Origin of the sequence: Thermosynechococcus sp. B1 (assembly GCF_030322985.1) — a bacterium.
Classification (GTDB): Bacteria; Cyanobacteriota; Cyanobacteriia; order Thermosynechococcales; family Thermosynechococcaceae; genus Thermosynechococcus.
Window position 1 is genome coordinate 499,710 of sequence record NZ_CP096573.1, and the last position, 22,174, is coordinate 521,883.

Genomic DNA, 22,174 nt, shown 5'->3' on the forward strand with positions numbered 1-22,174 from the left:
AGACCCGAACGCGCCCTATGGTCAACACATCGTCATCTTCTTCTCGGAAAGCACTTACCGTGCGCGGCAGAGCCGCTAGCCCCACAGAACGAGCCATTGTTGCCTCCGGTTACGCCAGTATCGATCAGGTGCGAGAAGCCATGAACACCGCCCGCAAAACGGGCAAGTCCCTCGTAACCGTGTTACAGGAGATTACCGGCAGCACCATGCCCCCCGATGTGTTACGCCAGTACCACAAGCAACAGCTTTTTGAACTCAAAGTGATCTACGGCGTTGATTGCCTCGATCCCGAACTCAATCGTTTCCCCACCGAGCAAATCGAGGAACTGATCAACACGATTGTACCGATTGACACCTGCCGCACCTACCAAGTCATCCCCATTGCCAAGCACCTCGACGCTGATCCCCCCTATCTGCTCGTGGCGATGGTGGATCCAGATAACCTCCAAGCCATTGACAACCTCACCCGCTTACTCCGCGCCCACAACCTCACCCTCAAGCGAATGGTGATCACCCTAGAGGATTACCAACGCCTCATTGACCCGATTCTCAATAAACAGGTAGCTGAAACCACTGCTGGCAAAAACGCCCCGGCTGCGATCGGTGACATCAACATCGAAGAAGACATCGAAGCCATGGGCGGCCTCGAAGAGCTGGAAGGGGAGCAGGAGGTTGACCTTGCCGAGGCGCTGAAAGGCGCAGAAGATGCTCCGATTATTGCCCTTGTCAACAAAATTTTGGCTAAAGCCCTCACCGAAGGCGTTTCCGACATTCACATCGAACCTCAAGAGGAATACCTGCGGATTCGTTTCCGCAAAGATGGGGTGCTCCACCAAGCCTTTGATCCACTGCCGAAGAAAATCGTGCCAGCCGTCGTTTCCCGCTTCAAAATCTTGGCTGACCTTGATATTGCCGAGCGGCGTGCCCCCCAAGATGGTCGTATCCGCAAAATGTTCCAAGGGCGACGGGTGGACTTCCGAGTGAATACCCTCCCCAGCCGCTGGGGCGAAAAAGTCGTACTGCGGATTCTCGATAACTCCGCCACCCAACTCGGTCTCGACAAGCTGATTACTGACCCTGAGAGCCTTGCTATTGTGCGGGAGATGACCAAGCGCCCCTTTGGCCTCATCCTCGTTACAGGTCCCACTGGTTCAGGGAAAACCACCACGCTTTACTCAGCGCTGGCTGAATGTAATAGTCCCGGTGTCAACATCAGTACAGCGGAAGACCCGATTGAATACACGCTCCCCGGCCTAACGCAGGTACAGGTTATTCGCGAAAAAGGCATGGACTTTGCCTCCATTCTGCGTGCCTTTCTCCGCCAAGACCCCGATGTGATTCTGGTGGGGGAAACCCGCGACAAGGAAACAGCAAAAACCGCTATTGAAGCTGCCTTGACAGGTCACTTGGTGTTAACCACCCTGCACACCAACGATGCCGCCAGTGCCGTTGCCCGTCTCTCGGAAATGGGGGTGGAACCCTTCATGGTCTCCGCTTCCTTAATTGGGGTCGTTGCCCAGCGACTGATGCGGCGGGTATGCAGTGAGTGTCGCATTCCCTATACGCCCACCCGTGAGGAACTGGCACGCTTTGGCTTGTCTGCCTCGAAGGATGTGAACCTCACCCTCTACAAAGCCAATAAACTCACACCCGAGCAGATTCAAGCAGCCAAAGCCAGTGGCCAGCCGATTTGTAGCAAGTGTGGCGGTGTTGGCTACAAAGGGCGGGTCGGGGTCTACGAAATTATGCGGGTGACGGAGCGCCTGCAAAGCCTGATTACTGAGGGTGCCCCCACGGAGCGGATCAAGGAAGCGGCGGTTGAAGAGGGCATGAAAACCCTGTTGGCCTATAGCCTGAACCTTGTCAAAGAAGGGGTCACCACCCTCGAGGAAGTCGAGCGCGTCACCTTTACAGACACGGGTCTCGAATCAGAACTCAAGGCCAAACGTAAGAGTTCTTTAACCTGCCGTACCTGCGGTGCCGAGGCGCAGCCCGAATGGTTAGAATGCCCCTATTGCATGACACCCCGCTTTGTGGATTAACAAGATTATTAATGTCAGTGATGAACTTTCGTGTTGTTGACCAAACTGCTTAGACGAGGAACACCCTATGGAGCTAATGATTGAAGACCTAATGGAGCAAGTGGTGGCCAATGGTGGCTCCGATTTGCATATCTCCGCTGGCTTACCCCCCTACATTCGCATTAGCGGCAAATTAACCCCGACGGACTACGAACCACTCACCCCAGAGCAATGCCAGCGCCTGATCTTCAGCATGCTCAACAATACCCAACGCAAGCACCTAGAGCAAAACTGGGAGTTGGACTGCTCCTATGGTGTACGTGGCCTCGCCCGGTTCCGCGTCAATGTGTATAAAGACCGGGGAACCTATGCTGCTTGCTTGCGAGCACTCAGTTCCAAAATTCCCACGTTTGAGCAGTTGGGATTGCCCAACATTGTCCGCGAAATGAGTGAGCGGCCACGGGGCTTGATTCTGGTGACTGGGCCGACAGGATCAGGGAAAACCACAACCTTGGCGGCGATGATTGACTTGATCAACAAAACCCGCGCTGAACATATCCTGACGATTGAAGACCCCATTGAGTTTGTCTATGAACCCATCAAGAGCCTGATCCACCAACGGCAGGTGGGGGAAGATACCAAGAGCTTTGCCAATGCTCTGCGGGCAGCGCTGCGGGAAGACCCCGATATTATCCTTGTGGGTGAGATGCGTGACTTGGAAACAATTCAGCTTGCCATCTCAGCAGCGGAAACAGGGCACTTGGTCTTTGGTACCTTGCACACCAGTTCAGCTGCCCAAACCGTTGACCGTATGGTGGATGTGTTCCCGCCAGAGCAGCAGCAGCAAATTCGCGTCCAGTTGTCCAACTCGTTAGTGGCGGTCTTTAGCCAAACGCTGGTTCCTAAGAAAAATCCCAAGCCCGGTGAATTTGGGCGGATTATGGCACAAGAGATTATGGTAGTGACCCCTGCTATCTCCAACCTGATTCGCGAAGGCAAGACCTCGCAGATTTATTCGGCAATTCAAACGGGCGGCAAGCTGGGGATGCAGACCCTCGAAAAAGTCTTGGCCGATTATTATCGTGCGGGCATCATCACCTATGAAGCAGCAATGGCCAAGTCCTCGCGTCAGGACGAGCTGCAACGTCTGATTGGTACGGGTACACCTGCGGCAGCAGCACGCTAGTTAGCAATTATTGATCAAGAGAAGGGGTATTGAGTCATGGCAACCTATGAAGTGCGGATCCGGGATGCCCAAGGCAAATACAGGACCGTTCGCGAGGAAGCTTCGACACCACGGGAAGCACGCATGGCCTTGCAATTGGAAGGGGTACAGGTTCTAGAGGTCAAGGAGGCCAAAAAACTCACCCTCAAGTCCGACCTCGACCTCAGCTTCCTCTCCAAAATTACGGTGAAGGATCGGGCGATCTTTGCGCGGCAGTTTGCGGCACTGGTGAACGCCGGTGTGGCCTTGGTGCGTGGGATCGGTGTTTTGGCAGATCAATGCACCAATCCCAAACTGAAAAAGATCCTCATGGCCGTCAACAATGATATTCAGCAGGGAAGTACCCTAGCTGATGCCATGCGACCCCATCCAGAGGCCTTTGATAATCTGTTTGTAGCCATGATCCAAGCAGGGGAAACGGGGGGGGTGCTCGATGAGGTGCTCAACCGTCTCTCGAAGTTGCTGGAGGATCAAGCCCGCCTCAATAACCAAATCAAGTCCGCTCTGACCTATCCCGTGGTGGTAGGCCTGCTGGCGGTGGGCATCTTCTTGGGGATGGTGATTTTCCTGATCCCTGTGTTTGAGGGTATTTTCAAACAGTTGGGGGGGGAATTGCCCCCCTTTACCGCCATGATGGTGGCGCTTAGTGAATTCCTGCGCACGCCGCAGTATATGGCATTGTTGATTATCTGTGTGGTGGGCTTGGTATTGGGGATTCGCTTTTATTACAAGACCCCGGCTGGCCGGCTGATGATTGATGGCTTGCTGTTGAAGCTACCCCTCTTTGGTGATTTGGTGGAAAAAACAGCGGTGGCACGGTTCTGCCGCACGTTTGGTTCGCTGTCCCGTTCAGGGGTACCGATTTTGCGCTCCCTTGAAATTGTCAGTGCCACAGCGGGTAACCAAGTGATTTCCAATGCCATTGATCGTGCCGCGAAGGAAGTCCAGACAGGGGGGATGCTCAGTCTTGCCCTACAACAGGAACGGGTCTTTCCAGTGCTAGCGACCCAGATGATTAACGTGGGCGAAGAGACAGGGGAACTGGATAAGATGCTGATGAAGGTGGCCGACTTCTATGAAGATGAAGTGGAACAGGCGGTGAAGTCCCTGACCAGTGTGATGGAACCCTTGATGATTGCGGTGCTAGGGGGTATGGTAGGGTCAATTCTGGTGGCGATGTACCTGCCCATGTTCAAGATCTTCGATCTGGTCAAGTAAGCCTTGCCATGGCACATCTGTCCCCGTCGCGAACCCACTACGACATTCTCGAGGTGGCACCCACGGCCTCGTTGGCGGAGATTCGCCGTGCCTATCGAGAGAAGAGTAAGCTTTACCATCCGGATACGACGACATTGCCGGTGGCGATCGCTCGCGAGGAGTTTCATCGCCTCAATGAGGCCTATGCAGTGCTGACCAATCCAGAGCAGCGGCAGTGGTATGACTTGCAATTACGCCTGCGGGCACAGTCAAAACAGTCAGGCACGATGGGGATAGGTGCCTCTTCTCGCTCTCAGGGGTCTGTTCGCTCTACTGCTGTGCCCCCCGACGATCGCCCCCTCTCGCCGGGGGAACTATTTGCTCTGTTCATCTTGGGGGTCACCTTTGTCGGCTGTCTGGTTCTGGCGGTAATTGTCGGTTTGTCCCAACAGGGGCAAGAATGGATCTTGCAAATTGTCAGTCGCATCTCAGAACTTGGATGAACACTCTGCCTAATCCCCAAACCCCCCTCTACAACCATGCCCTGCCGCAAATTGAAGCGTGGCTACAGCAAAAGGGCTGTGTGCGGGACGAAACGGATATCCACTGTTGGGAGTTAGAGTATCCCCAGTGGTCAGCCCGAATCTGCTTGGACATTGAGGAACTCCAAGTGGTTTATCACGATCGCCTTGAGGGCAGTGTGATTCAGCGCTCTTTTAAGTACTCCTGCCCCCGTGCCGAGGTGGAGGAAGCCATTTTTGCGGGGCCTTAAATGCCCACGGCCATCATAATCGGCATTGCAGGGGCTGCTTCTTGGGTGGCTTGATTCTTGATCCGCTTCAGGCCAAAAATCCAGAGGATTTGATCTTCGATGGCTGCTGCTTGCTCTTTTGCCCCTGCTTTCAACAGCAGTTGATGGGTCATCATCAGCTTCTCAATTTCAGCCACTTGGGTGCGGACTTCTTCCTCATCTAAATAAAGGCTCTCGAGCACCGCATTCAAGTCTGCTTCGGGATCAGCCACTAAGCAAGCCCCTTCCACCACGACGGATTTGAGCTGTCCTTGGTATTGCCGCAATAGACGGCGAATTGTGTAGGCAGTAACGGGCAATAATTTTGTCATGTTGTGTTCCCCCAACTACTTATGTCGGCATCTTGTGAATTGATTTCCCGCTGTCCACTTCCACCCATGGGCAAATTTTGTGGGGGATCAACAGGGGATATAACTGCTCGTTAAGGATTGATTTACTGTACGTTATTATTCTATGAACTTCGCAACTTGGGGATCATGCGTAATTCCACGTAAAAGCGCTTTTAGATGTGATTTAGATCACGGAAACCATGACATTATCGGCATTTGGGAATATTGTAAATTTATGTCAAGAAATCATAAATATTAAGAAATATAAATCTATCTCTAGTGGCGTAGTTGTTGAATGCTGTGGTGAATCTGCTGAAGCGCTAAATCAATCTCGGTCTCTGTGGTGGTACGTAATAAACCAAATCGCAGCGAAGCACGAGCAAGGGTGGGCGATCGCCCCAAGGCAAGAAGAACGTGAGACGGTGTTGGTTTGTCGCTACTACAGGCTGCCCCCGTTGAGAGGGCGACATGGGGATAGATGGCGCGCAGCAGAGCATTGCCCTCAACCCCACCAATACTGACATTGAGACAGTTGGGTAAACTCTGTTGCCAATCACCATTGAGATAAATGTCTCCAAGGGAGGCTAAGCCCTGCCACAGCCGTTCTTTCAGGTGCCGCAGATGGGGAATATCCGTGGCTTGACGTTCCTGAGCGAGTCGTATTGCTGCCCCAAAGCCAACAATGAGGGGAGTGGCCAAGGTTCCGGATCGCCAGCCCTGTTCTTGATGACCGCCGTGGAGTTGAGGTGCCAGTTGGACGCGGGGGCGATCGCGCCGCACATAGAGGGCACCAATGCCCTTTGGTCCGTAGAGTTTATGGGCAGTCAGGGACATGAGATCCACCTGAAGCGCCTGAACATCCAAGGGAATTTTGCCCAAGGCTTGAGCGGCATCGGTGTGGAAGAGTACCCCGCGATCGCGACAGCGGCGACCAATCTCGGCCAAGGGTTGGAGCACCCCAATTTCATTATTGGCAGCCATCACGGATACCAAGATGGTCTCATGGGTAAAGGCTTGCTCTAACTCCGCCAGATCAATGAACCCTTTCTCATTCACCCCTAGATAGGTCACCCGAAAGCCAAGGGACTCCAAATAGCGACAGGGAGCAAGCACCGCATTGTGCTCCGTCTGCACGGTAATGATATGGCGACCGCGACTGTAGTAGGCTTCAGCCACCCCCTTGATTGCCAAGTTGTCTGCTTCAGTGGCACCACTGGTGAAAATGATTTCTTCGGGATGGGCATGGATGGCTGCGGCAATCGTTTCACGGGCAAGATCAATGGCGGCGGCGGCCTCCCAACCGTAGGCATGGGCACGATTACTGGCATTGCCAGGGCGATCGCTAAAATAGGGCAACATGGCTGCCAGTACTTGGGGATCCACCGGTGTGGTTGCCAGTCCATCTAAGTAAATTGGCTTCATCCCCAGTCTTCTTGAAACCCCTTCTCCTTTAGCCTAGCAAGGAACCCCGCACTCAATGGCCATTCAGACCATCTGGCGGTAGAAAGCGCCAAGTGGGACTATATTGAAAAGTGATAGGCATTTTCCCAGGGTTGGCCGAGCGGATGAGGCAGCGAACTCATAATTCGCCATAGGCTGGTTCAACTCCAGCACCCTGGATATTTCAATCCGCTTAACCCTGACGGGGGGATCGCCTTCCGTTACACTGAAAGAAGTTTCGTGTCGCAAATTTTGCCATGAGTAACACCTATAAACCGCAACAGGCCTCCGACAAAAATCTTGAAGCCATGCGCAAGTTTGCGGAAACCTATGCCAAGCGCACAGGAACCTACTTTTGCTCAGATTTAGGGACAACGGCGGTTGTTCTGGAAGGATTGGCCAAGCATAAGGACGACTATGGCTCTCCCCTGTGTCCCTGCCGCCACTATGAAGACAAAGAAGCAGAGGTAGAAGCGGCCTACTGGAATTGCCCCTGTGTGCCCATGCGCGAACGGCGGGAGTGTCACTGCCTTCTCTTTTTAACTCCGGATCATCCCTTTGCGGGTACAGCCCAGGAGATTTCCTTTGAACAAATTCGCGAGGAAACCAATCGCTTTACGGTTTCTTAGTATTCCAGTGTCACTACAATCGTATCGCTGTAGATGCCCGCAGGCACAAACTGCCGGGTGGGGATGCAACCAAAAATTTCAAGGGTTGTAGGGGCATTATTCACAGGCACTAAGGTACGCAAACTGCTCCCACCGGTACCATCCCCCCAGATTTGGGTGCGAGCGGCATCAATGTAAAGGTTGTAGTCAAGGCGCCCCCTGCCAGAGGTCATTTGTCGAGGGGTAAAACGACCGGCATTGCCAGTGCTAAGGCGAATCGTAATTGCCCCTTGGACATTCGTACAGACGAAGATAATTTGACTAGTGGCATCGTTAGCAGAGGCACTAGAAGTACTGTAGGCGCCAAATTTGCCAAATTTTAGGCCAGTCACGCTGTTAATGGTGCAGTTTGCAAAAGCAACTGTCGGTAGAGCTAGGCCGCTGGCGATCGCGAGCAGGATACTGATTGGCAAACATCCCCCTAGGGGGGATATAGTAAACGTGTGGGTTCTGAGATGGCCACCATGACCTTTCAACTTCCTCCCCTGTTGCAGTGCCTACGGAATCGAGCCTTTGCCGGTCTCTATGCGGCGCAAACGATCAATCTGATTGGGGATGCGTTCACATGGCTCGGCTTAGCACTCCTTGCTTTTGAGTTAGCAGGAGAGAAGTCTGGACTGTGGCTCTCCACTGCCTTAACGCTGCGGGTCACCATTTTTGTGCTATTGGCTTCTATTGCTGGTGTTTTAGCAGATCGATTGGATCGCAAGGGATTGATGGTGACTACCCATCTTGTGCGGATGGTTTTGGTGTCGTTCTTGCCGTTTGTTACTGACGGCTGGCAACTGTATCTCGTAGTGGCTTTGCTGAGTGGCTTTCACGCCCTTTTTACCCCAACCTACACGGCCACATTACCCTTGATTACGACGGCTGAGGAGTGCCCACCGGCGATCGCCCTCTCGAATGCCACGTACCAACTCCTGAGTGTTTTAGGCCCAGCCCTCGCAGGTAGTGTTGCGGCGTTATTCAGTACCCGTTCAGTGTTCTTTTTGGATGCTTTGACCTTTTTGGTTGCAGCGGTGTTGATTGCTTGGCTGCCCACTGCTTTGATCGTACCTAGAGCAGGATCAGTCCCCCCCCGTAGCGGATTTCTTGAGGAGCTAAGTGTTGGTAGTCAGTGCCTTTGGTGGGATGCAGCAATTCGCTATGGATTACTACTGCAATTGGTGGCAGCGATCGCTGGTGCGGAAATTTTGGTGAATACCGTCGGCTATGTTCAGGGCACGCTACAGGCAGGAAGTCAGGCCTACGGCTCAATCATGGCGGCATTTGGTGTGGGTGCTACTTTGGCTGCGGTGATTTGGGGTTCTTCCTGTCGCAGGATGAGTGCCGTGAGGGTGATGGGTCTAGGGGGGATACTGACGGTGCTGCCGTTGCTGGCTGCCTATAGTGCTAATGTCCCTACCCTCGCTCTGTTGTGGGCGATCGCGGGTATCGGTAAAACCCTCGTCAATGTGCCTATGCAGACGGTAATTGCTGAGAGAGTGGCCGTGGAATTGCAGGGTCGGGTTTATGGCGCTCAGTTTGCTTGGAGTCATCTTTGGTGGGTCTTGGCCTATCCCCTAACGGGATGGTTCGGCAGTCAGTTTCCAGCCCAACATTTTTTCTATACTGGCCTCAGTAGCATGGTGCTTTTCATCGCTTTTGTGGTGTTGACCCGACCGTGGCACTTGCGGCATCTCCCCGCTGGTTTTTGGCACACTCATCCCCATGAGCACGACAGCGAGCATGATCATTGCCATCGGCTACAGGCTCATCAGCACCTACACTTTCATCTCCAGCCAAGCCACAGCAATTAAATAACACCATCCGCAGTCAACAGGGCTTTGTAGAGGCCGGGTCGGCGATCGCGAAAGAAGCCATAGGCCGCCCGTAGGCGTTCAATTTCCTCTAAATCAAATCTATGGACAAGCACTGCTTCTTGGGTGCGATCGGCCTCGGCCACTAGATCTCCCCTTGGATTAGCAATAAATGAACTGCCATAAAATACTTGCCCCCCCTCATCACCCACACGGTTGGCTGCCACCACTGGAATCACATTTGCCACTGCATGGCCAACCATCACCCGCTGCCAAGGGTCTTTGGTGTCCAGTGTGGGATCGTGGGGTTCACTACCAATGGCAGTGGGATACACGAGCACCTCTGCTCCCATCAGGGTCATCACCCGTGCAGCCTCTGGAAACCACTGATCCCAGCAGATGCCGACACCGATTTTGCCGTAGCGAGTACGCCAGACTCGAAAGCCCGTATTTCCGGGGCGGAAGTAAAACTTTTCCTCATAGCCGGGGCCATCGGGAATATGACTTTTGCGATAGACACCGAGGTTGACGCCCCCCGCATCAATCATGGCCACACTGTTGTAATAGACGGTGCCCGCCTTTTCAAAAAAGGACACTGGAATCACCACCGCCAGTTCCCGCGCCAAAGCCTCAAAGTGGGCAATTGTTGGGTGGTTTTTCACGGGGTGTGCGCGCCGAAAGTGACTCTCCCGCTCTTCCTTACAAAAATAGTGACCTTCAAATAGCTCTGGCAGGACAATGACCTGTGCCCCCTGCTGATGCGCCTGCCGCACTAGATCACTGAGGTGCAGAATATTGGTCTCAACATCATCGGTCAGCTGAGCTTGAATGGCAGCAACGGTCAGTGTTCTCATAGTTCCTGCTGCGTAATGCAATGGAAGGCGCCTCCCCCTTCTAAAATCATCCGTGCGGGAAGGCCAACGGTTCTGCGACTGGGAAAGAGCTTGGCGATCGCCTCAACCGCTTTGGCATCGGCTTCGACACCATAGGTGGGGACGACAACAGTGGTATTGGCGATATAAAAATTGACATAGCTAGCGGGTAAAATCTCCCCCTTTCGACTCGTCACCCGCCCCGGCGAAGGCACTGGGATTACCTCTAGGGAGCGCCCCTTGGCATCCGTTAGCGTTTGCAACTGCTCATAAATCGTCAGCAGGACATCGTAGTTCGGATCCTCAGGGCTGTCGGGCAGCATACAAACCACGGTTGCCGGAGCCACAAAACGCACCAGCGTATCGATGTGACCATCGGTGTGATCGTTGGCCAGTCCCGCGGTGTGATCGTTGGCCAGTCCCGATTCAATCCAGAGGATTTTGCTCACGCCAAGGGCGGGCTTGAGGCGGGCTTCCACTTCTTCGCTGTCTAAATAGGGATTGCGGTTGGGGTTGAGGAGACACTGGCGGGTGGTAAGGCAGGTTCCTTCGCCATCCACTTCGATCGCCCCCCCCTCCAAGAATAACGGCACCGCTCCATAGGGGAGGCCGATGGCTAGAGCAAGGCGCACAGCCAAGTCACTATCGCCGGGAAGTTGATACTTCTTGCCCCAACCATTAAAGGGCAAACAGAGGAGTCGGCGCTCCCCTGCCTCATTGATTAAGCCCACAGGAGCGGTATCCCGCAGCCAAATGTCACCAAAGGGGAGCTGATAAAACTGTGGATTCAGATCCCCGAGATAAGAACGAGCAGTGGCTTCTCCCACCTCGTCCAGCACCAGAATCTTCAGTTGCTCCCCGCGGCACTGACCTGTTACGGGATCGGGGTCAGCGATCGCCCGACACAGGGCTGCAAACTCTGAGCGTACTTGAGGTAAGAGATCGCCCCACAAATCCTCGTGACTGGGGAAAGCTAACCAACAGGCGCGATGCGGCAGCCACTCAGCCGGCTGAAAAAAGGGGGACATGAAGAGCGATTAGCCCTTTTTGTTGGTTTTGGGTGCAGGTTTAGCGGCAGCTTTTTTCCCTTTAGCAGTTTGCTGGGGTTTGGCACCGCTGTATTTGCGGCGGAAGCGTTCCACCCGCCCTTCAGCGTCAACGATTTTCTGAGTACCCGTGAAGAAGGGGTGGTTGCCTGACCAGATATCCACGTGTAGTTCGGGTTTCGTGGAACCCACGGTCATCACCACTTCACCGTCACAATAGACTTTGGCTTCGGGATACCACTGGGGATGAATGTTCAGTTTTGGCATAGGAGTCTCACCACAAACGAGAAGTAAAAAACAAACATCTTAGCGTTTTGAGTATTGGGGGGCTTTGCGGGCTTTGCGCAGACCGTATTTACGCCGCTCCTTGGCACGGGGATCGCGGGTGAGATAGCCTTCCGTTTTCAGCGGCTTGCGGTTTTCGATGTCCAGTTGACACAGGGCGCGGGCAATCCCTAAACGAATGGCATCTGCTTGCCCCGTCAAACCACCCCCCGTAGCATTGACATAAATATCATAGCTACTTTCAAGGCCAAGGGTTTCAAGGGGGGCTTTCACCAAGTTGAGATAGGTGGGGTTGTTTTGCAGGTAGTCAGCCCCATTGCGGCCATTGATCAACAGTTGACCGCTACCGGGGATCAGGCGCACCCGTGCCACCGCCGACTTACGGCGACCGGTTCCCAAATAAACTACCCGCTTAGACTGATCAGCAATCTGCATGTTAGGCTCCCGGAATCGTGTTAATGGTCAAAGGCTGGGGTTTTTGCGCTTGGTGGGGATGCTCTGGCCCAGCATAAACTTTCAGCTTGGTAAAGAGTTTACGGCCAAGGGAATTTTTCGGCAGCATCCCTTTGACAGCATGCTCAATAATCCGCTCGGGAATGCGGGCTTGCAGTTGATCAAAGGTTTCAATTTTCATGCCGCCGGGGCGTCCCGAGTGACGACGGTAGAGCTTTTGGGAGCGTTTTCTGCCGGTGACGGTGACTTTCTCGGCATTGATGACAATCACAAAGTCGCCCGTGTCCATATGGGGGGTGTAAATGGCTTTGTTTTTGCCCCTGAGAATACGGGCAATTGCTGCGGCTAGCCGACCCAAGCGTTGATCAGCGGCATCAATGACATACCACTGGGGAGCAAGGTCATCCACGGCGGGCAGGGGTGTCTTTACGGTACTGGTCATCACAAACTCCATGATTCTATGCAATGGACAATTCAGGGCTAATGGAGGCTAACTGAAACTGGGGCATCGCCTCGGTGCACAGGGCAAGGGGGAAAGGCGATTCAGGATAGCCCACCCCCAATAGACAAAGGCCTACAGGGGGGGCAGCATACTTGACGAGGTGGCGTTGCTCCTGCTGCCAAATTTCCGTAAAACTGGCGGGCGATCGCTGGCCTTGCCCCACCTGTACCAAGAGTCCCACCAACAGGCGCATCATGCCGTAGAGAAACCCCGAAGCTTGCACCTCAATTTCCACAAGGGCACCGCGCCGCTGGCAGCTCACCGCCTGCACCTCCACCCAAGAATGGGCACGATTCGAGCCAGAACGGTGAAAGGCACTGAGGTGATGCCGCCCCAACAATGGCTGAAGCACGGCTGCCATTTTTTCCACATCTAAGGGGGCATAGTAGTAGTGCCATGTCCAAGGGCGCAGAAAGATATTGGGGCAGGGATCGGTATAGAGGGTATAGCGATAGCGACGCCACAGCGCGGAGAAACGGGCATGCCAGTGATCGGGCACCACCGCCGCCGCACGAATCACCACATCAGCGGGCAAGCGAGCATTGAGAATCCCCGGCCAACGATGAACGGGAATGGGCGAGTTGACCGTGACGTGAGCCACTTGACCAGCAGCATGAACCCCTGTATCGGTACGACCTGCTGCGACAACAGAGACGGGATGGTTGACAACACTGGCGATCGCCTGCTCAATCACCTCCTGTACCGTGCGCTGTCCCACCTGCCGTTGCCAGCCGTGGAAATGGGTGCCCTGGTACTGAATAAGCAGTGCCAAGCGTTGGCCACTCTGAGGAGGTGCGATCGCCGTCATCATTGCCTGCTACACCAGTTCAATGACTGCCAATTCGGCATTATCACCCCGCCGCCGCACACTGCGGATAATGCGGGTATAGCCCCCCTGGCGATCGCCATAGCGCTCTGGGGCTTGGGCAAACAGAGCATGCACCAGTTGCTTATCGTAGAGATAGCCAAGGGCACGCCGCCGTGCCGCCAAGGAGCCATCCTTTGCCAAGGTGATCATCCGCTCCGCCTCTGCGCGTACCGCCTTTGCCCGCGCTTTGGTGGTGGTAATGCGGCCATGGCGAATCAATTCAGTGGTCAGTGCCCGCAGCAGTGCTTTTCGTTGATCGGCTGGCAGTCCTAGCTGGGGAACCCGACGTTGGTGACGCATAGACAAACCTCATTCAATCTCTCTAATTACGGGCAGCTTTTTGGGGCGGTAGCGTAATTCCCAAGTGTTTTTGCAGTGCCTCGATCACTTCCTCAGCAGACTTTTGACCGAAGTTTTTGATCTCCAGTAGCTCTTCTTGGGAATACTCAAGGAGGTCAGCGACCGTATTGACTTGGGCACGCTTGAGACAGTTGTAGGCACGCACCGACAAATTGAGTTGCTCAATGGGAATTTGTCCCGTTTCATCATGCTCGTCAGTGGTGGTGGCCTCGGAGGTGTGCAGGGGCACTTCCTTCAAGGGGCTAAAGAGATCCACGAGGATTGTTGCCGCCTGATTGAGGGCATCTTGGGGGGTCAAGCTGCCATTCGTCCAGATTTCCAGCTTTAGATAGTCTTGGAGTTGGCGATCGCCCTCTGTACCGGCACTGCGCACCGAATCAACGGTATAGTTCACCCGCCGCACGGGCATAAAGACCGCATCCAATTGCAGATAGTCCAAGGCAAGGCGATCGTCCCGTACCCGCTCCACCGAGCGATAGCCGCGATCCTGTTCAATCTTGAATTCCATCTCCAAGGTTGCCCCCGGCATCAGCGTGGCAATATAGTGGTTGGGGTTGACCACTTCCACTTCAGAGCCAAGTTGCACCATGCCAGCAGTAACCGTCAATGGCTCATTCTCAGGGGCTTGGGCAAAAAGGCGACCCATTTGGGGTTCTGAGGTGTGGCTGCGAATCACCAACTGCTTCATTTGCAGCAAAATGTCCATGACATCTTCGCGCACACCGGGAATTGTTGAAAACTCATGATTCACACCGGCAATGCGCACCGCTGTCACGGCACTACCGGGTAAGTTGGCAAGAAGAACCCGCCGCAGGGCATTCCCCACCGTAATCCCTTGACCGGGGGCGAGGGGGTGCAGCGCAAATTGGCCGTACTGCCCTTGATCCTCCTCAACCCGTGTTTCCAAACATTCAATTTGATATGCCATAGCTGTGCTCCCAAGTGACCCAAACCAACCTAAACCCGCCGCCGTTTGGGGGGACGGCAACCATTGTGGGGAATGGGGGTCACATCCCGAATGAGGGTAATTTCTAGACCTGCGGCTTGCAACGCCCGAATCGCTGTCTCGCGACCGGAACCGGGACCACTCACCATGACCTCAATTTGCCGCATCCCCTGATCAATGGCACGGCGAGCTGCATTATCAGCAGCAGTTTGAGCCGCAAAGGGTGTGCCTTTTTTGGCACCTTTGAAACCACTGGAGCCAGCGGAGGCCCAAGCAATCACCTCACCATTGGGGTCGGTAATTGAGACAATCGTGTTATTAAATGTGGACTGAATGTGGGCAACGCCACTGGGGACATTGCGCTTTTGCTTACGAGGGCCAGAGCGTTTTGCAGAGGGTGCCATAATCTATCCAAACCGTAAATCAGGTAGCAGGAGCGGAAAAATTTATTTCTTAGCAGCGGGTTTTTTCTTACCCGCCACAGTGCGGCGACCACCACGACGGGTGCGAGCATTGGTACGGGTGCGCTGACCACGAACCGGCAATCCAAGGCGATGCCGCCGCCCGCGGTAGCAGCCAATGTCCATGAGCCGCTTGATATTCATGGCCTCGAGACGGCGCAGATCCCCTTCCACTTGGTACTCGTCAATCGCAGCCCGCAGTGCCGCAATATCGGCATCCGTCAAATCGCGAGTGCGGGTATCTGGGTTAACACCCGTTTTTGCCAAAATTTCTTTGGAGCGGGTCAAGCCGATGCCATAGATGTAGGTGAGGGCAATTTCAATGCGTTTGTCGCGGGGTAAATCAACACCAGCAATACGAGCCATGAATCTAGTTCCTATGTGTGCAACAACAGTGGGTTACCCTTGGCGCTGCTTGTGCTTCGGATTGGTGCAGATCACCATGACCCGACCACGTCGCCGAATGACGCGGCATTTTTCACAAATACGCCGTACCGATGCTCTTACTTTCATATCAGTTGCTCATGTAGTCGCAAATTTTATATCTTAGCAGAGTGGCCAACAAAGATCAAACTACTTTTTGCGCAGACGATAGGTAATCCGCCCCTTGGTCAGGTCATAGGGGGTCAATTCCACCTTCACGCGATCGCCCGGCAAAATTTTGATGTAGTTGCGGCGAATCTTACCGGAAATATGGGCAAGGACATTAAAGCCATTGTCCAGATCCACCCGAAACATGGCGTTGGGCAATGACTCGGTCACTGTCCCTTCAATTTCAATGGCATCCTGTTTAGACACGGTTCACCTCCCCAATACGTGCTTGAATGGCAGCAGTTACCTCTTCGATCGTACGTGTTCCATCAATGTGTACAAACTTGGGATGACTCATGTACTGTCGAATCATTGGTAGGGTTTCCCGCTCATAGACCTGTACCCGCTTGAGGATGGTTTCAGGAGTATCATCGGAGCGCTGCTGACCATTGGCCGCTTGCTTGGCGCGATTGAGGGCGCGTTCTTGGAGAATCGCAGCAGGCACATCTAAGAAGAGCAAATAATCATAGTCTTGGTGAATGCTTTTGAGCATCTCCTCAAAGACTGCCGCCTGTGCCCCATTGCGGGGAAAACCGTCCAAAAGCCAACCCGCAGCCGTATCTGGCTGTTGCAAGCGATTGGCCACCATATCCACAATCACCTGATCCGGTACCAGTTCACCGCGATCCATATAGCTTTGAGCCTGTTGACCGAGGGGGGTGCCCGCAGCTCGCTCTGCCCGCAGAATATCCCCTGTGGAAATATGGGGAATCCCCAAAAGCGTGGTCAGAATTGCTGCCTGTGTCCCCTTGCCCGAACCGGGACCGCCAAACAAAATTAAGCGCATTACTGCTTCACCATCCCCTCATAACGTTGTGAAATCACATAGGTTTGAATCTGTTTTGAGGTGTCAATGGCCACCCCCACCAAGATCAACAGGGAGGTCGCCCCCAGCCCTTGAAATGTTGTTACTTTGGTTGCACTTTCGACTGCCGTGGGAATAATCGCCACCAGACCCAAAAAGATCGCCCCTAGGAATGTCAGGCGGTTGAGAACCCGCTCTAGGTAATCAGAGGTGGCTTTCCCCGGTCGGATTCCCGGAATACTGGCGCCCATTTTTTTCAGGTTTTGGGACATATCCACGGGGTTGACCACTAAGGAGGAGTAAAAGTAGCTAAAGAAGAGAATCAACAGTAAATAGAAAATCACATATAGCCACGGCGTCGGCCCTGCTGGAGAAACATAACTCGCAAATCGCGCCACGAGTTCATTGCGGGTAAACTGCGCTAAGGTCGAAGGCAGAATCAGTACTGCTGAGGCAAAAATGATTGGCATCACCCCCCCTTGGTTTAAGCGCAGGGGCAGGTAACTGGTTTGCTCGCGGTAGAGTTTGCGCCCCACTTGGCGACGTGCCGAAACAATAGGGATGCGGCGGGTACCCTCTTGCACAAAGACAATGCCAACAATCATGGCCAAAAAGACGGCCACCAGAATAACAATGCCGCCAATATTGCCACCACTTTCGGCGAGGGCGATCGTCTGACCCACTGAGGCAGGCAAGTAGGCAACAATGCTCAAAAAGATCAAGAGTGAGGCTCCATTACCCACGCCCCGCTCAGTAATCAATTCCGAAATCCACATCACCACCATTGAGCCAGCGGTCAGGCCAAGGACAATTTCAGCCACAAACCACGCCCCTGGATGCAAAGCCGCACCGGGAATGGAACTCACAAAAATGGCAATGCCAAAACTTTGCAGAACTGCCCAGCCCACAGCCACGTAGCGAGTAATTTGGGAAATTTTGCGGCGGCCGGCTTCTCCCTCATCCTTTTGCAGCCGCTCCAAGGAGGGGAGAGCAGCAGTCAGCAATTGCATGATGATGGAGGCGTTAATATAGGGCAGGATGCCGAGGGCAAAAATCCCAAGGGCAGAGAGGCCACCGCCTGAAAAGATGTCGAGGAAGCGAATCACGGCATTATCTTGGACGCTCTGGGCAAAAACGGCGCGATCGATCCCCGGAATGGGTAGATAAATCCCCAGCCGTACCAAGATCAATAGCCCAATGGTGATCAGGAGTCGCCCCCGCAGACCAGCCGCTTGAGCCATCTGCATAAAGGTTTCTTGGGCAGTGGGTGCCTTGCCGCGATTCACAATCATATTGGGGTTCCTCTATTCACTGTCGGCAGCAACGCAGGTCTCCACACATACCCCACTAGCAGCTTCAATCTTGCTGCGGGCACTGCCACTAAAGGCAGCGGCATGAACCTCTAGCTTGACGTTTAGCTCACCATCCCCCAGCACTTTGAGGGGATATTTGGCGGTGGTGAGAATGCCAGCCTCAAGGAGAGACTCAACCGTCACTACACTATTGGCGGGTAGGGTATTGAGACGACCCACGTTGATCGTAGTGTAAACCTTCCGGTTGACGAGGGGAAAGTGCTTGAGTTTGGGGAGACGACGGTAGAGGGGGTTTTGACCGCCTTCAAAGCCGGGACGGGTGGGGCGACCAGAACGGGATTTTTGCCCGCGCATCCCAAAGCCACCACTTGCCCCTTGACCTGCGGCAATGCCCCGACCAATCCGCCGTTTGCGTCGTCGCGATCCCGCTTGGGGGTGCAGATCTTGAAACCGCATGGACAACTCCTACCTATTTGCTATAGAGGTTTTCAATGGGGATTTCCCGCTCCTCGGCAACTTCTTGGAAGGTGCGCAAGGCTGCAAGGGCTTCGAGGGCGGCGCGGGCATTGTTGAGGGGGTTACTGGAGCCTAGTTGTTTGGCCAGCACGTTGCGTACCCCTGCTAGTTCCAGAACGGTGCGCACAGAACCACCAGCAATTACCCCGGTTCCCGGTGCAGCGGGGCGAATCATGACGCGGGCAGCACCGCCTTCGCCAAAAGTGGGGTGGGGAATAGAGTTGGATTTGGTGATCGGGACATCAATCAGGTGCTTTTTGCCATCGGCCACACCTTTGCGCACCGCACCAATGACATCGGCAGCTTTACCGACGCCCACACCCACTTGGCCACGCTCATTGCCAACAACCACAATGGCGCGGAAGCTTAGTTTCTTACCGCCTTTGACTACTTTGGAGACGCGGCGGATCTGGACGACCCGCTCTTGCCAGTCGGTTTCTTTTTCAACTTTGCGGGGGTTTTTACGACGATTTGCCATCGGGTCATCCTCTAAAAGTCTAGTCCAGCTTCACGGGCGGCATCCGCCAAGGCCTTGACACGACCATGGTAGATATTGCCACCGCGATCAAAGACAACGCGCTCAATGCCAGCGGCTTTGGCACGCTCTGCAATTAGTCGCCCCACTTCAATAGAGGCGGCACAGGTGCTCCCTTTTCCTAGTTTTTGCCGCAGTTCTGGCTCAACACTGGAAGCGGCCACAAGGGTATGGTGCCGGGTGTCATCAATCACCTGGGCATAGATATGCTGATGGGAACGAAAGACAGCGAGGCGGGGGCGATCGCTGGTACCTTTGACTTTGCGGCGAATGCGCTGATGCCGACTTTGGCGAGCCGCAGTACGAGTTTGTTTCATCTATTTCTTCCCTGTCTTACCAACTTTACGACGCACAAATTCACCCATATAGCGAATGCCCTTGCCCTTGTAGGGTTCAGGGGGACGTACGGCGCGAATACGGGCAGAGGTGTTGCCGACTAGTTCTTTATCAATGCCACTGACAAGGACAATCGTGCCCTGCTGCACTTTTTTACCTTGGTTGTCCTCAATTTCTAGGGTAATGCCCTCGGGTGGCACAATCTCAACGGGGTGGCTGTAGCCCATACTGAGGACAAGGGTTTTGCCTTGGAGTTGGGCGCGGTAACCGACCCCTTGAATCTCCAGCTTTTTCGTAAACCCTTGGGAGACGCCTTCCACCATGTTAGCCAGTAGCGTGCGGCAGAGGCCGTGGCGTTCTTTAGCAGGTCGAGAATCATCGCGGCGTTTGACAACAATACTTTCGCCCTCTTGGGCAACATTCACCTCGGGCGGCAAAACCCGACTCAGTTGACCCTTGGGGCCTTTGACCGTGACCTGCTGCCCGTCTAGGGTGAGGGTAACATTCTTTGGCAGGGGGATGGGACGCTTGCCAATACGAGACATGTGGGACTTCCTCCGAGCTTACCAAACGTAACAGAGTACTTCGCCGCCAATGCCCTGCTTCCGTGCCTCGCGATCAGTCATGATGCCGCTAGAGGTGGAGATGATGGCAATGCCGATGCCACCGAGCACCCGGGGCAACTCACGGGAATTGGCATAGACGCGCAGACCGGGTTTGCTCACCCGCTTGAGCGCAGTAATAATCGGCTGGCGCTGCTTGCCGCGATATTTTAGGGAAACCACAAGATGCCGTTTGATGCCGTCCCCTTGCTCTTCAAAATCGCGAATAAACCCTTCCGCTTTCAGCACCTGCGCAATACTGCGGGTCATGCGCGTGGCCGGAATGGTGGTGGTTTGATGACGCGCAAGGTTTGCGTTGCGGATGCGAGTTAGCATATCGCCAATCGTGTCATTTACTGCCATAGTTGCTCCTTAAAAATCTGCCTCCGGCGTTAGTTCTCACGGAACGGCATGCCCATTGCTTTGAGCAGGGCGCGTCCTTCTTCATCAGTATTGGCAGTGGTGATGATTGAGACATCCATGCCGCGAATTTGATCAATGTCGTCGTAGTTGACTTCGGGGAAAATCAGTTGCTCGCGCAAACCTAGGGTGTAGTTGCCCCGGCCATCAAAGCTTTTGGGGTTGACACCGCGAAAGTCACGGATCCGTGGCAGTGCCAAGTTAATCAAGCGATCCAAAAAGGCATACATGCGATCGGATCGCAGCGTCACGGCCACACCAACGGGCATGCCTTTGCGAATTTTGAAGCCAGCGATCGCCTTCTTGGCGCGGGTAACGACGGGCTTTTGGCCGGTAATCGTGGCAATTTCTGCCAGTGTGGCTTCAAGGGCTTTGGCATTTTGCGCCGCTTCCCCCAGACCGCGGTTGACGGTTATTTTGACAATCTTGGGGACTTGGTGAATGTTTTTGTACTGAAACTGCTGCATGAGCTGCGGCACAACGGTTTTGTTGTAGTGATCTTTGAGGCGTTGGGACATGGGGCTTCTCCTAGGGGCATTCTCTGGGCTGGGTCAGAGAGGGGAAAACGGGTTAGACCTAATCAATGATTTCGCCAGTTTTCTTGAGCATCCGCACCTTACGGCCATCTTCGGTGTAGGTGTAGCAGATGCGACTGGCCACGTTTTGCTTGGTGGAGTAGAGCATGACCTTACAACTGTGAATCGGGGCTTCTTTGGTGATGATTTGCCCAGATTCGCCCTCTTGGCGGGGCTTGACGTGTTTGGTTTTCAGGTTCACTCCTTTGACAATCACCTGACTGGTTTTGGGGAAAACGGCGAGGACTTCACCGACTTTGGCTTTGTCGCTGCCAGCGATGACTTGAACCGTGTCCCCTTTTTTCACGTGCATGCGATAGCGCACTGGCTTTTTGTTTGCTTTCTTGGCCGCCATTAGAGTACCTCCGGTGCCAATGAAACAATTTTCGTAAAGTTTTTATCCCGCAGTTCACGAGCCACAGGACCAAAGACACGGGTACCGCGAGGGTTGCCCTCTTGGTTGATCAAGACAGCGGCATTGTCATCAAAGCGAATGCTCATGCCACTTTCACGGCGGATGGTTTTGCGGGTGCGCACAATGACAGCGCGAACCACATCGGATTTTTTCACTGCCATATTGGGGGTGGCATCTTTGACGGTGGCAATGATCACATCGCCGACACTGCCGTAGCGACGGTTACCGCCGCCGAGCACACGGATGCAGAGGAGCTTTTTGGCGCCGCTATTGTCGGCAACGTTGAGATAGGTTTCCTGTTGAATCATGGCTGGCTCTCCTTAGGCAGTGCGAGGACTGAGAATCTCGGCAATGACCCAACGCTTGGTGCGACTCAGGGGACGGGTTTCCCGAATGCGCACGCGATCGCCCACTTTGGCTTCGTTATTTTCATCATGGGCTTTGTAGCGGCGGGTTTTGACGACAATTTTGCCGTACTTGGGGTGGGGGGCGCGGTTTTCGACGGCAACGACGACGGTTTTTTGCATTTTGTCGCTGACGACGACGCCAACACGTTCTTTAACTGCCATTAGTCTTGGCCTCCACTGCGGCGACGTTCATTCTCAAGGGTTAAAAGCTGTGCCAACTCATGGCGCAGATGCTTAAATTGATGGGGCTTGACCTCTTGGCGGGTGGCTTTTTTGAAGCGCAGATCAAAGAGTTCTTTCTTAATGGCGGCAATGCGATCGCTCACCTGTTGATCACTCAGTTCCCGCAGGTCTTTCATTTTTGTCAGTGCCATTC

The 22,174-nt window shown here is 54.0% G+C and carries 34 protein-coding genes and 1 tRNA gene; 8 read left to right on the forward strand and 27 right to left on the reverse strand.

Annotated features, from left to right (window positions below):
- Window positions 1-17 precede the first annotated feature (17 nt).
- The 5 genes from M0644_RS02470 to M0644_RS02490 all read left to right on the forward strand — a co-directional run bounded on the left by M0644_RS02470 (window position 18) and on the right by M0644_RS02490 (window position 5,215).
- Window positions 18-2,042, forward strand: a complete 2,025-nt coding sequence (locus M0644_RS02470; RefSeq protein ID WP_149817849.1) for a GspE/PulE family protein — start codon at window positions 18-20, stop codon at window positions 2,040-2,042.
- Window positions 2,043-2,109: 67 nt separating this feature from the next.
- Window positions 2,110-3,207, forward strand: a complete 1,098-nt coding sequence (locus M0644_RS02475) for a type IV pilus twitching motility protein PilT (protein ID WP_149817851.1) — start codon at window positions 2,110-2,112, stop codon at window positions 3,205-3,207.
- Window positions 3,208-3,243: 36 nt separating this feature from the next.
- Window positions 3,244-4,464, forward strand: coding sequence for a type II secretion system F family protein (locus M0644_RS02480; RefSeq protein WP_286626454.1), 1,221 nt, complete (start codon window positions 3,244-3,246; stop codon window positions 4,462-4,464).
- Window positions 4,465-4,472: 8 nt separating this feature from the next.
- Window positions 4,473-4,946, forward strand: coding sequence for a J domain-containing protein (locus tag M0644_RS02485; RefSeq protein WP_206201315.1), 474 nt, complete (start codon window positions 4,473-4,475; stop codon window positions 4,944-4,946).
- A complete protein-coding gene (locus M0644_RS02490; RefSeq protein WP_149817855.1) occupies window positions 4,943-5,215 on the forward strand; it encodes a DUF3143 domain-containing protein in 273 nt (90 codons plus the stop codon). Before M0644_RS02485 ends, M0644_RS02490 begins: the two co-directional genes overlap by 4 nt.
- On the opposite strand, the gene M0644_RS02495 is transcribed toward M0644_RS02490, so the two are convergent.
- Both M0644_RS02495 and M0644_RS02500 read right to left on the reverse strand, forming a co-directional pair.
- The gene (locus M0644_RS02495; protein ID WP_149817857.1) at window positions 5,212-5,565 is read right to left on the reverse strand and encodes a hypothetical protein; all 354 of its coding nucleotides are present in this window, start codon (window positions 5,563-5,565) and stop codon (window positions 5,212-5,214) included. The two genes, M0644_RS02490 and M0644_RS02495, sit on opposite strands and share 4 nt — an antisense overlap.
- Before the next feature lie 294 nt (window positions 5,566-5,859).
- Window positions 5,860-7,005 (reverse strand): cysteine desulfurase family protein, encoded by a 1,146-nt coding sequence (locus tag M0644_RS02500; protein WP_286626455.1) that lies wholly within the window; start codon window positions 7,003-7,005, stop codon window positions 5,860-5,862.
- Window positions 7,006-7,130: 125 nt separating this feature from the next.
- Here M0644_RS02500 and M0644_RS02505 point away from each other — a divergent pair.
- A tRNA-Ile gene (locus tag M0644_RS02505) sits at window positions 7,131-7,203 on the forward strand.
- Between the two features lie 77 nt (window positions 7,204-7,280).
- The gene (locus M0644_RS02510; RefSeq protein ID WP_286626456.1) at window positions 7,281-7,652 is read left to right on the forward strand and encodes a ferredoxin-thioredoxin reductase catalytic domain-containing protein; all 372 of its coding nucleotides are present in this window, start codon (window positions 7,281-7,283) and stop codon (window positions 7,650-7,652) included.
- Here the strand turns inward: M0644_RS02510 and M0644_RS02515 are convergent.
- Window positions 7,649-8,104 (reverse strand): spore coat U domain-containing protein, encoded by a 456-nt coding sequence (locus M0644_RS02515; RefSeq protein WP_286626457.1) that lies wholly within the window; start codon window positions 8,102-8,104, stop codon window positions 7,649-7,651. The two genes, M0644_RS02510 and M0644_RS02515, sit on opposite strands and share 4 nt — an antisense overlap.
- Before the next feature lie 51 nt (window positions 8,105-8,155).
- On the opposite strand from M0644_RS02515, the gene M0644_RS02520 reads away from it, so the two are divergent.
- The gene (locus M0644_RS02520; protein ID WP_286626458.1) at window positions 8,156-9,490 is read left to right on the forward strand and encodes an MFS transporter; all 1,335 of its coding nucleotides are present in this window, start codon (window positions 8,156-8,158) and stop codon (window positions 9,488-9,490) included.
- Here M0644_RS02520 and aguB read toward each other — a convergent pair.
- From aguB to rpmC, 24 genes are read right to left on the reverse strand one after another with little or no spacing between them, the layout of a single operon-like run.
- Window positions 9,487-10,344: an N-carbamoylputrescine amidase gene (gene aguB, locus M0644_RS02525; RefSeq protein ID WP_286626459.1), complete on the reverse strand. Its 858-nt coding sequence runs from the start codon at window positions 10,342-10,344 to the stop codon at window positions 9,487-9,489. The two genes, M0644_RS02520 and aguB, sit on opposite strands and share 4 nt — an antisense overlap.
- Entirely contained in the window at window positions 10,341-11,390 is a 1,050-nt protein-coding gene (locus M0644_RS02530; protein ID WP_286626460.1) for an agmatine deiminase family protein, read from the reverse strand. The genes aguB and M0644_RS02530 overlap by 4 nt, the downstream gene beginning before the upstream one ends.
- Before the next feature lie 9 nt (window positions 11,391-11,399).
- Window positions 11,400-11,675, reverse strand: coding sequence for a 50S ribosomal protein L31 (rpmE, locus tag M0644_RS02535; protein ID WP_286626461.1), 276 nt, complete (start codon window positions 11,673-11,675; stop codon window positions 11,400-11,402).
- Window positions 11,676-11,714: 39 nt separating this feature from the next.
- Entirely contained in the window at window positions 11,715-12,128 is a 414-nt protein-coding gene (gene rpsI, locus M0644_RS02540; protein ID WP_149817876.1) for a 30S ribosomal protein S9, read from the reverse strand.
- A 1-nt stretch (window position 12,129) separates the two neighbouring features.
- On the reverse strand, window positions 12,130-12,588 hold the full coding sequence (gene rplM / locus M0644_RS02545) for a 50S ribosomal protein L13 (RefSeq protein ID WP_206201501.1): 459 nt from the start codon (window positions 12,586-12,588) through the stop codon (window positions 12,130-12,132).
- 16 nt (window positions 12,589-12,604) lie between these two features.
- Entirely contained in the window at window positions 12,605-13,459 is an 855-nt protein-coding gene (gene truA / locus M0644_RS02550) for a tRNA pseudouridine(38-40) synthase TruA (protein WP_206201502.1), read from the reverse strand.
- A 6-nt stretch (window positions 13,460-13,465) separates the two neighbouring features.
- Window positions 13,466-13,816, reverse strand: coding sequence for a 50S ribosomal protein L17 (gene rplQ, locus M0644_RS02555; protein ID WP_149817882.1), 351 nt, complete (start codon window positions 13,814-13,816; stop codon window positions 13,466-13,468).
- Window positions 13,817-13,838: 22 nt separating this feature from the next.
- Window positions 13,839-14,804, reverse strand: a complete 966-nt coding sequence (locus M0644_RS02560) for a DNA-directed RNA polymerase subunit alpha (protein ID WP_149817884.1) — start codon at window positions 14,802-14,804, stop codon at window positions 13,839-13,841.
- Window positions 14,805-14,833: 29 nt separating this feature from the next.
- Entirely contained in the window at window positions 14,834-15,226 is a 393-nt protein-coding gene (gene rpsK / locus M0644_RS02565; RefSeq protein WP_011055959.1) for a 30S ribosomal protein S11, read from the reverse strand.
- Between the two features lie 42 nt (window positions 15,227-15,268).
- Window positions 15,269-15,649, reverse strand: coding sequence for a 30S ribosomal protein S13 (gene rpsM, locus M0644_RS02570; RefSeq protein ID WP_024125578.1), 381 nt, complete (start codon window positions 15,647-15,649; stop codon window positions 15,269-15,271).
- A gap of 33 nt (window positions 15,650-15,682) precedes the next feature.
- Window positions 15,683-15,796 (reverse strand): 50S ribosomal protein L36, encoded by a 114-nt coding sequence (gene rpmJ / locus M0644_RS02575; RefSeq protein WP_011055957.1) that lies wholly within the window; start codon window positions 15,794-15,796, stop codon window positions 15,683-15,685.
- A gap of 60 nt (window positions 15,797-15,856) precedes the next feature.
- The gene (infA, locus tag M0644_RS02580; RefSeq protein ID WP_011055956.1) at window positions 15,857-16,081 is read right to left on the reverse strand and encodes a translation initiation factor IF-1; all 225 of its coding nucleotides are present in this window, start codon (window positions 16,079-16,081) and stop codon (window positions 15,857-15,859) included.
- The gene (locus M0644_RS02585; protein ID WP_286626462.1) at window positions 16,074-16,661 is read right to left on the reverse strand and encodes an adenylate kinase; all 588 of its coding nucleotides are present in this window, start codon (window positions 16,659-16,661) and stop codon (window positions 16,074-16,076) included. The genes infA and M0644_RS02585 overlap by 8 nt, the downstream gene beginning before the upstream one ends.
- The gene (secY, locus tag M0644_RS02590) at window positions 16,661-17,971 is read right to left on the reverse strand and encodes a preprotein translocase subunit SecY (protein WP_149817890.1); all 1,311 of its coding nucleotides are present in this window, start codon (window positions 17,969-17,971) and stop codon (window positions 16,661-16,663) included. The genes M0644_RS02585 and secY overlap by 1 nt, the downstream gene beginning before the upstream one ends.
- 12 nt (window positions 17,972-17,983) lie before the next feature.
- Window positions 17,984-18,448 carry a 50S ribosomal protein L15 gene (rplO, locus tag M0644_RS02595; protein WP_286626463.1) on the reverse strand — a complete coding sequence of 155 codons (465 nt, stop codon included), beginning with the start codon at window positions 18,446-18,448 and terminating at the stop codon, window positions 17,984-17,986.
- A 13-nt stretch (window positions 18,449-18,461) separates the two neighbouring features.
- Window positions 18,462-18,986, reverse strand: a complete 525-nt coding sequence (rpsE, locus tag M0644_RS02600) for a 30S ribosomal protein S5 (RefSeq protein ID WP_011055952.1) — start codon at window positions 18,984-18,986, stop codon at window positions 18,462-18,464.
- 11 nt (window positions 18,987-18,997) lie between these two features.
- The gene (rplR, locus tag M0644_RS02605; RefSeq protein WP_149817894.1) at window positions 18,998-19,360 is read right to left on the reverse strand and encodes a 50S ribosomal protein L18; all 363 of its coding nucleotides are present in this window, start codon (window positions 19,358-19,360) and stop codon (window positions 18,998-19,000) included.
- Window positions 19,361-19,924: a 50S ribosomal protein L6 gene (gene rplF / locus M0644_RS02610; protein ID WP_149817896.1), complete on the reverse strand. Its 564-nt coding sequence runs from the start codon at window positions 19,922-19,924 to the stop codon at window positions 19,361-19,363.
- A gap of 18 nt (window positions 19,925-19,942) precedes the next feature.
- Window positions 19,943-20,344, reverse strand: a complete 402-nt coding sequence (gene rpsH / locus M0644_RS02615; protein ID WP_149817898.1) for a 30S ribosomal protein S8 — start codon at window positions 20,342-20,344, stop codon at window positions 19,943-19,945.
- A gap of 29 nt (window positions 20,345-20,373) precedes the next feature.
- The gene (gene rplE, locus M0644_RS02620; RefSeq protein WP_250681994.1) at window positions 20,374-20,919 is read right to left on the reverse strand and encodes a 50S ribosomal protein L5; all 546 of its coding nucleotides are present in this window, start codon (window positions 20,917-20,919) and stop codon (window positions 20,374-20,376) included.
- A 58-nt stretch (window positions 20,920-20,977) separates the two neighbouring features.
- Window positions 20,978-21,331, reverse strand: coding sequence for a 50S ribosomal protein L24 (gene rplX, locus M0644_RS02625; RefSeq protein ID WP_226971991.1), 354 nt, complete (start codon window positions 21,329-21,331; stop codon window positions 20,978-20,980).
- Window positions 21,331-21,699: a 50S ribosomal protein L14 gene (gene rplN / locus M0644_RS02630; RefSeq protein ID WP_149817900.1), complete on the reverse strand. Its 369-nt coding sequence runs from the start codon at window positions 21,697-21,699 to the stop codon at window positions 21,331-21,333. Before rplN ends, rplX begins: the two co-directional genes overlap by 1 nt.
- Before the next feature lie 12 nt (window positions 21,700-21,711).
- Entirely contained in the window at window positions 21,712-21,960 is a 249-nt protein-coding gene (gene rpsQ, locus M0644_RS02635) for a 30S ribosomal protein S17 (protein ID WP_011055945.1), read from the reverse strand.
- Window positions 21,960-22,172: a 50S ribosomal protein L29 gene (rpmC, locus tag M0644_RS02640; RefSeq protein ID WP_149817902.1), complete on the reverse strand. Its 213-nt coding sequence runs from the start codon at window positions 22,170-22,172 to the stop codon at window positions 21,960-21,962. Before rpmC ends, rpsQ begins: the two co-directional genes overlap by 1 nt.
- Window positions 22,173-22,174: the final 2 nt, after the last annotated feature.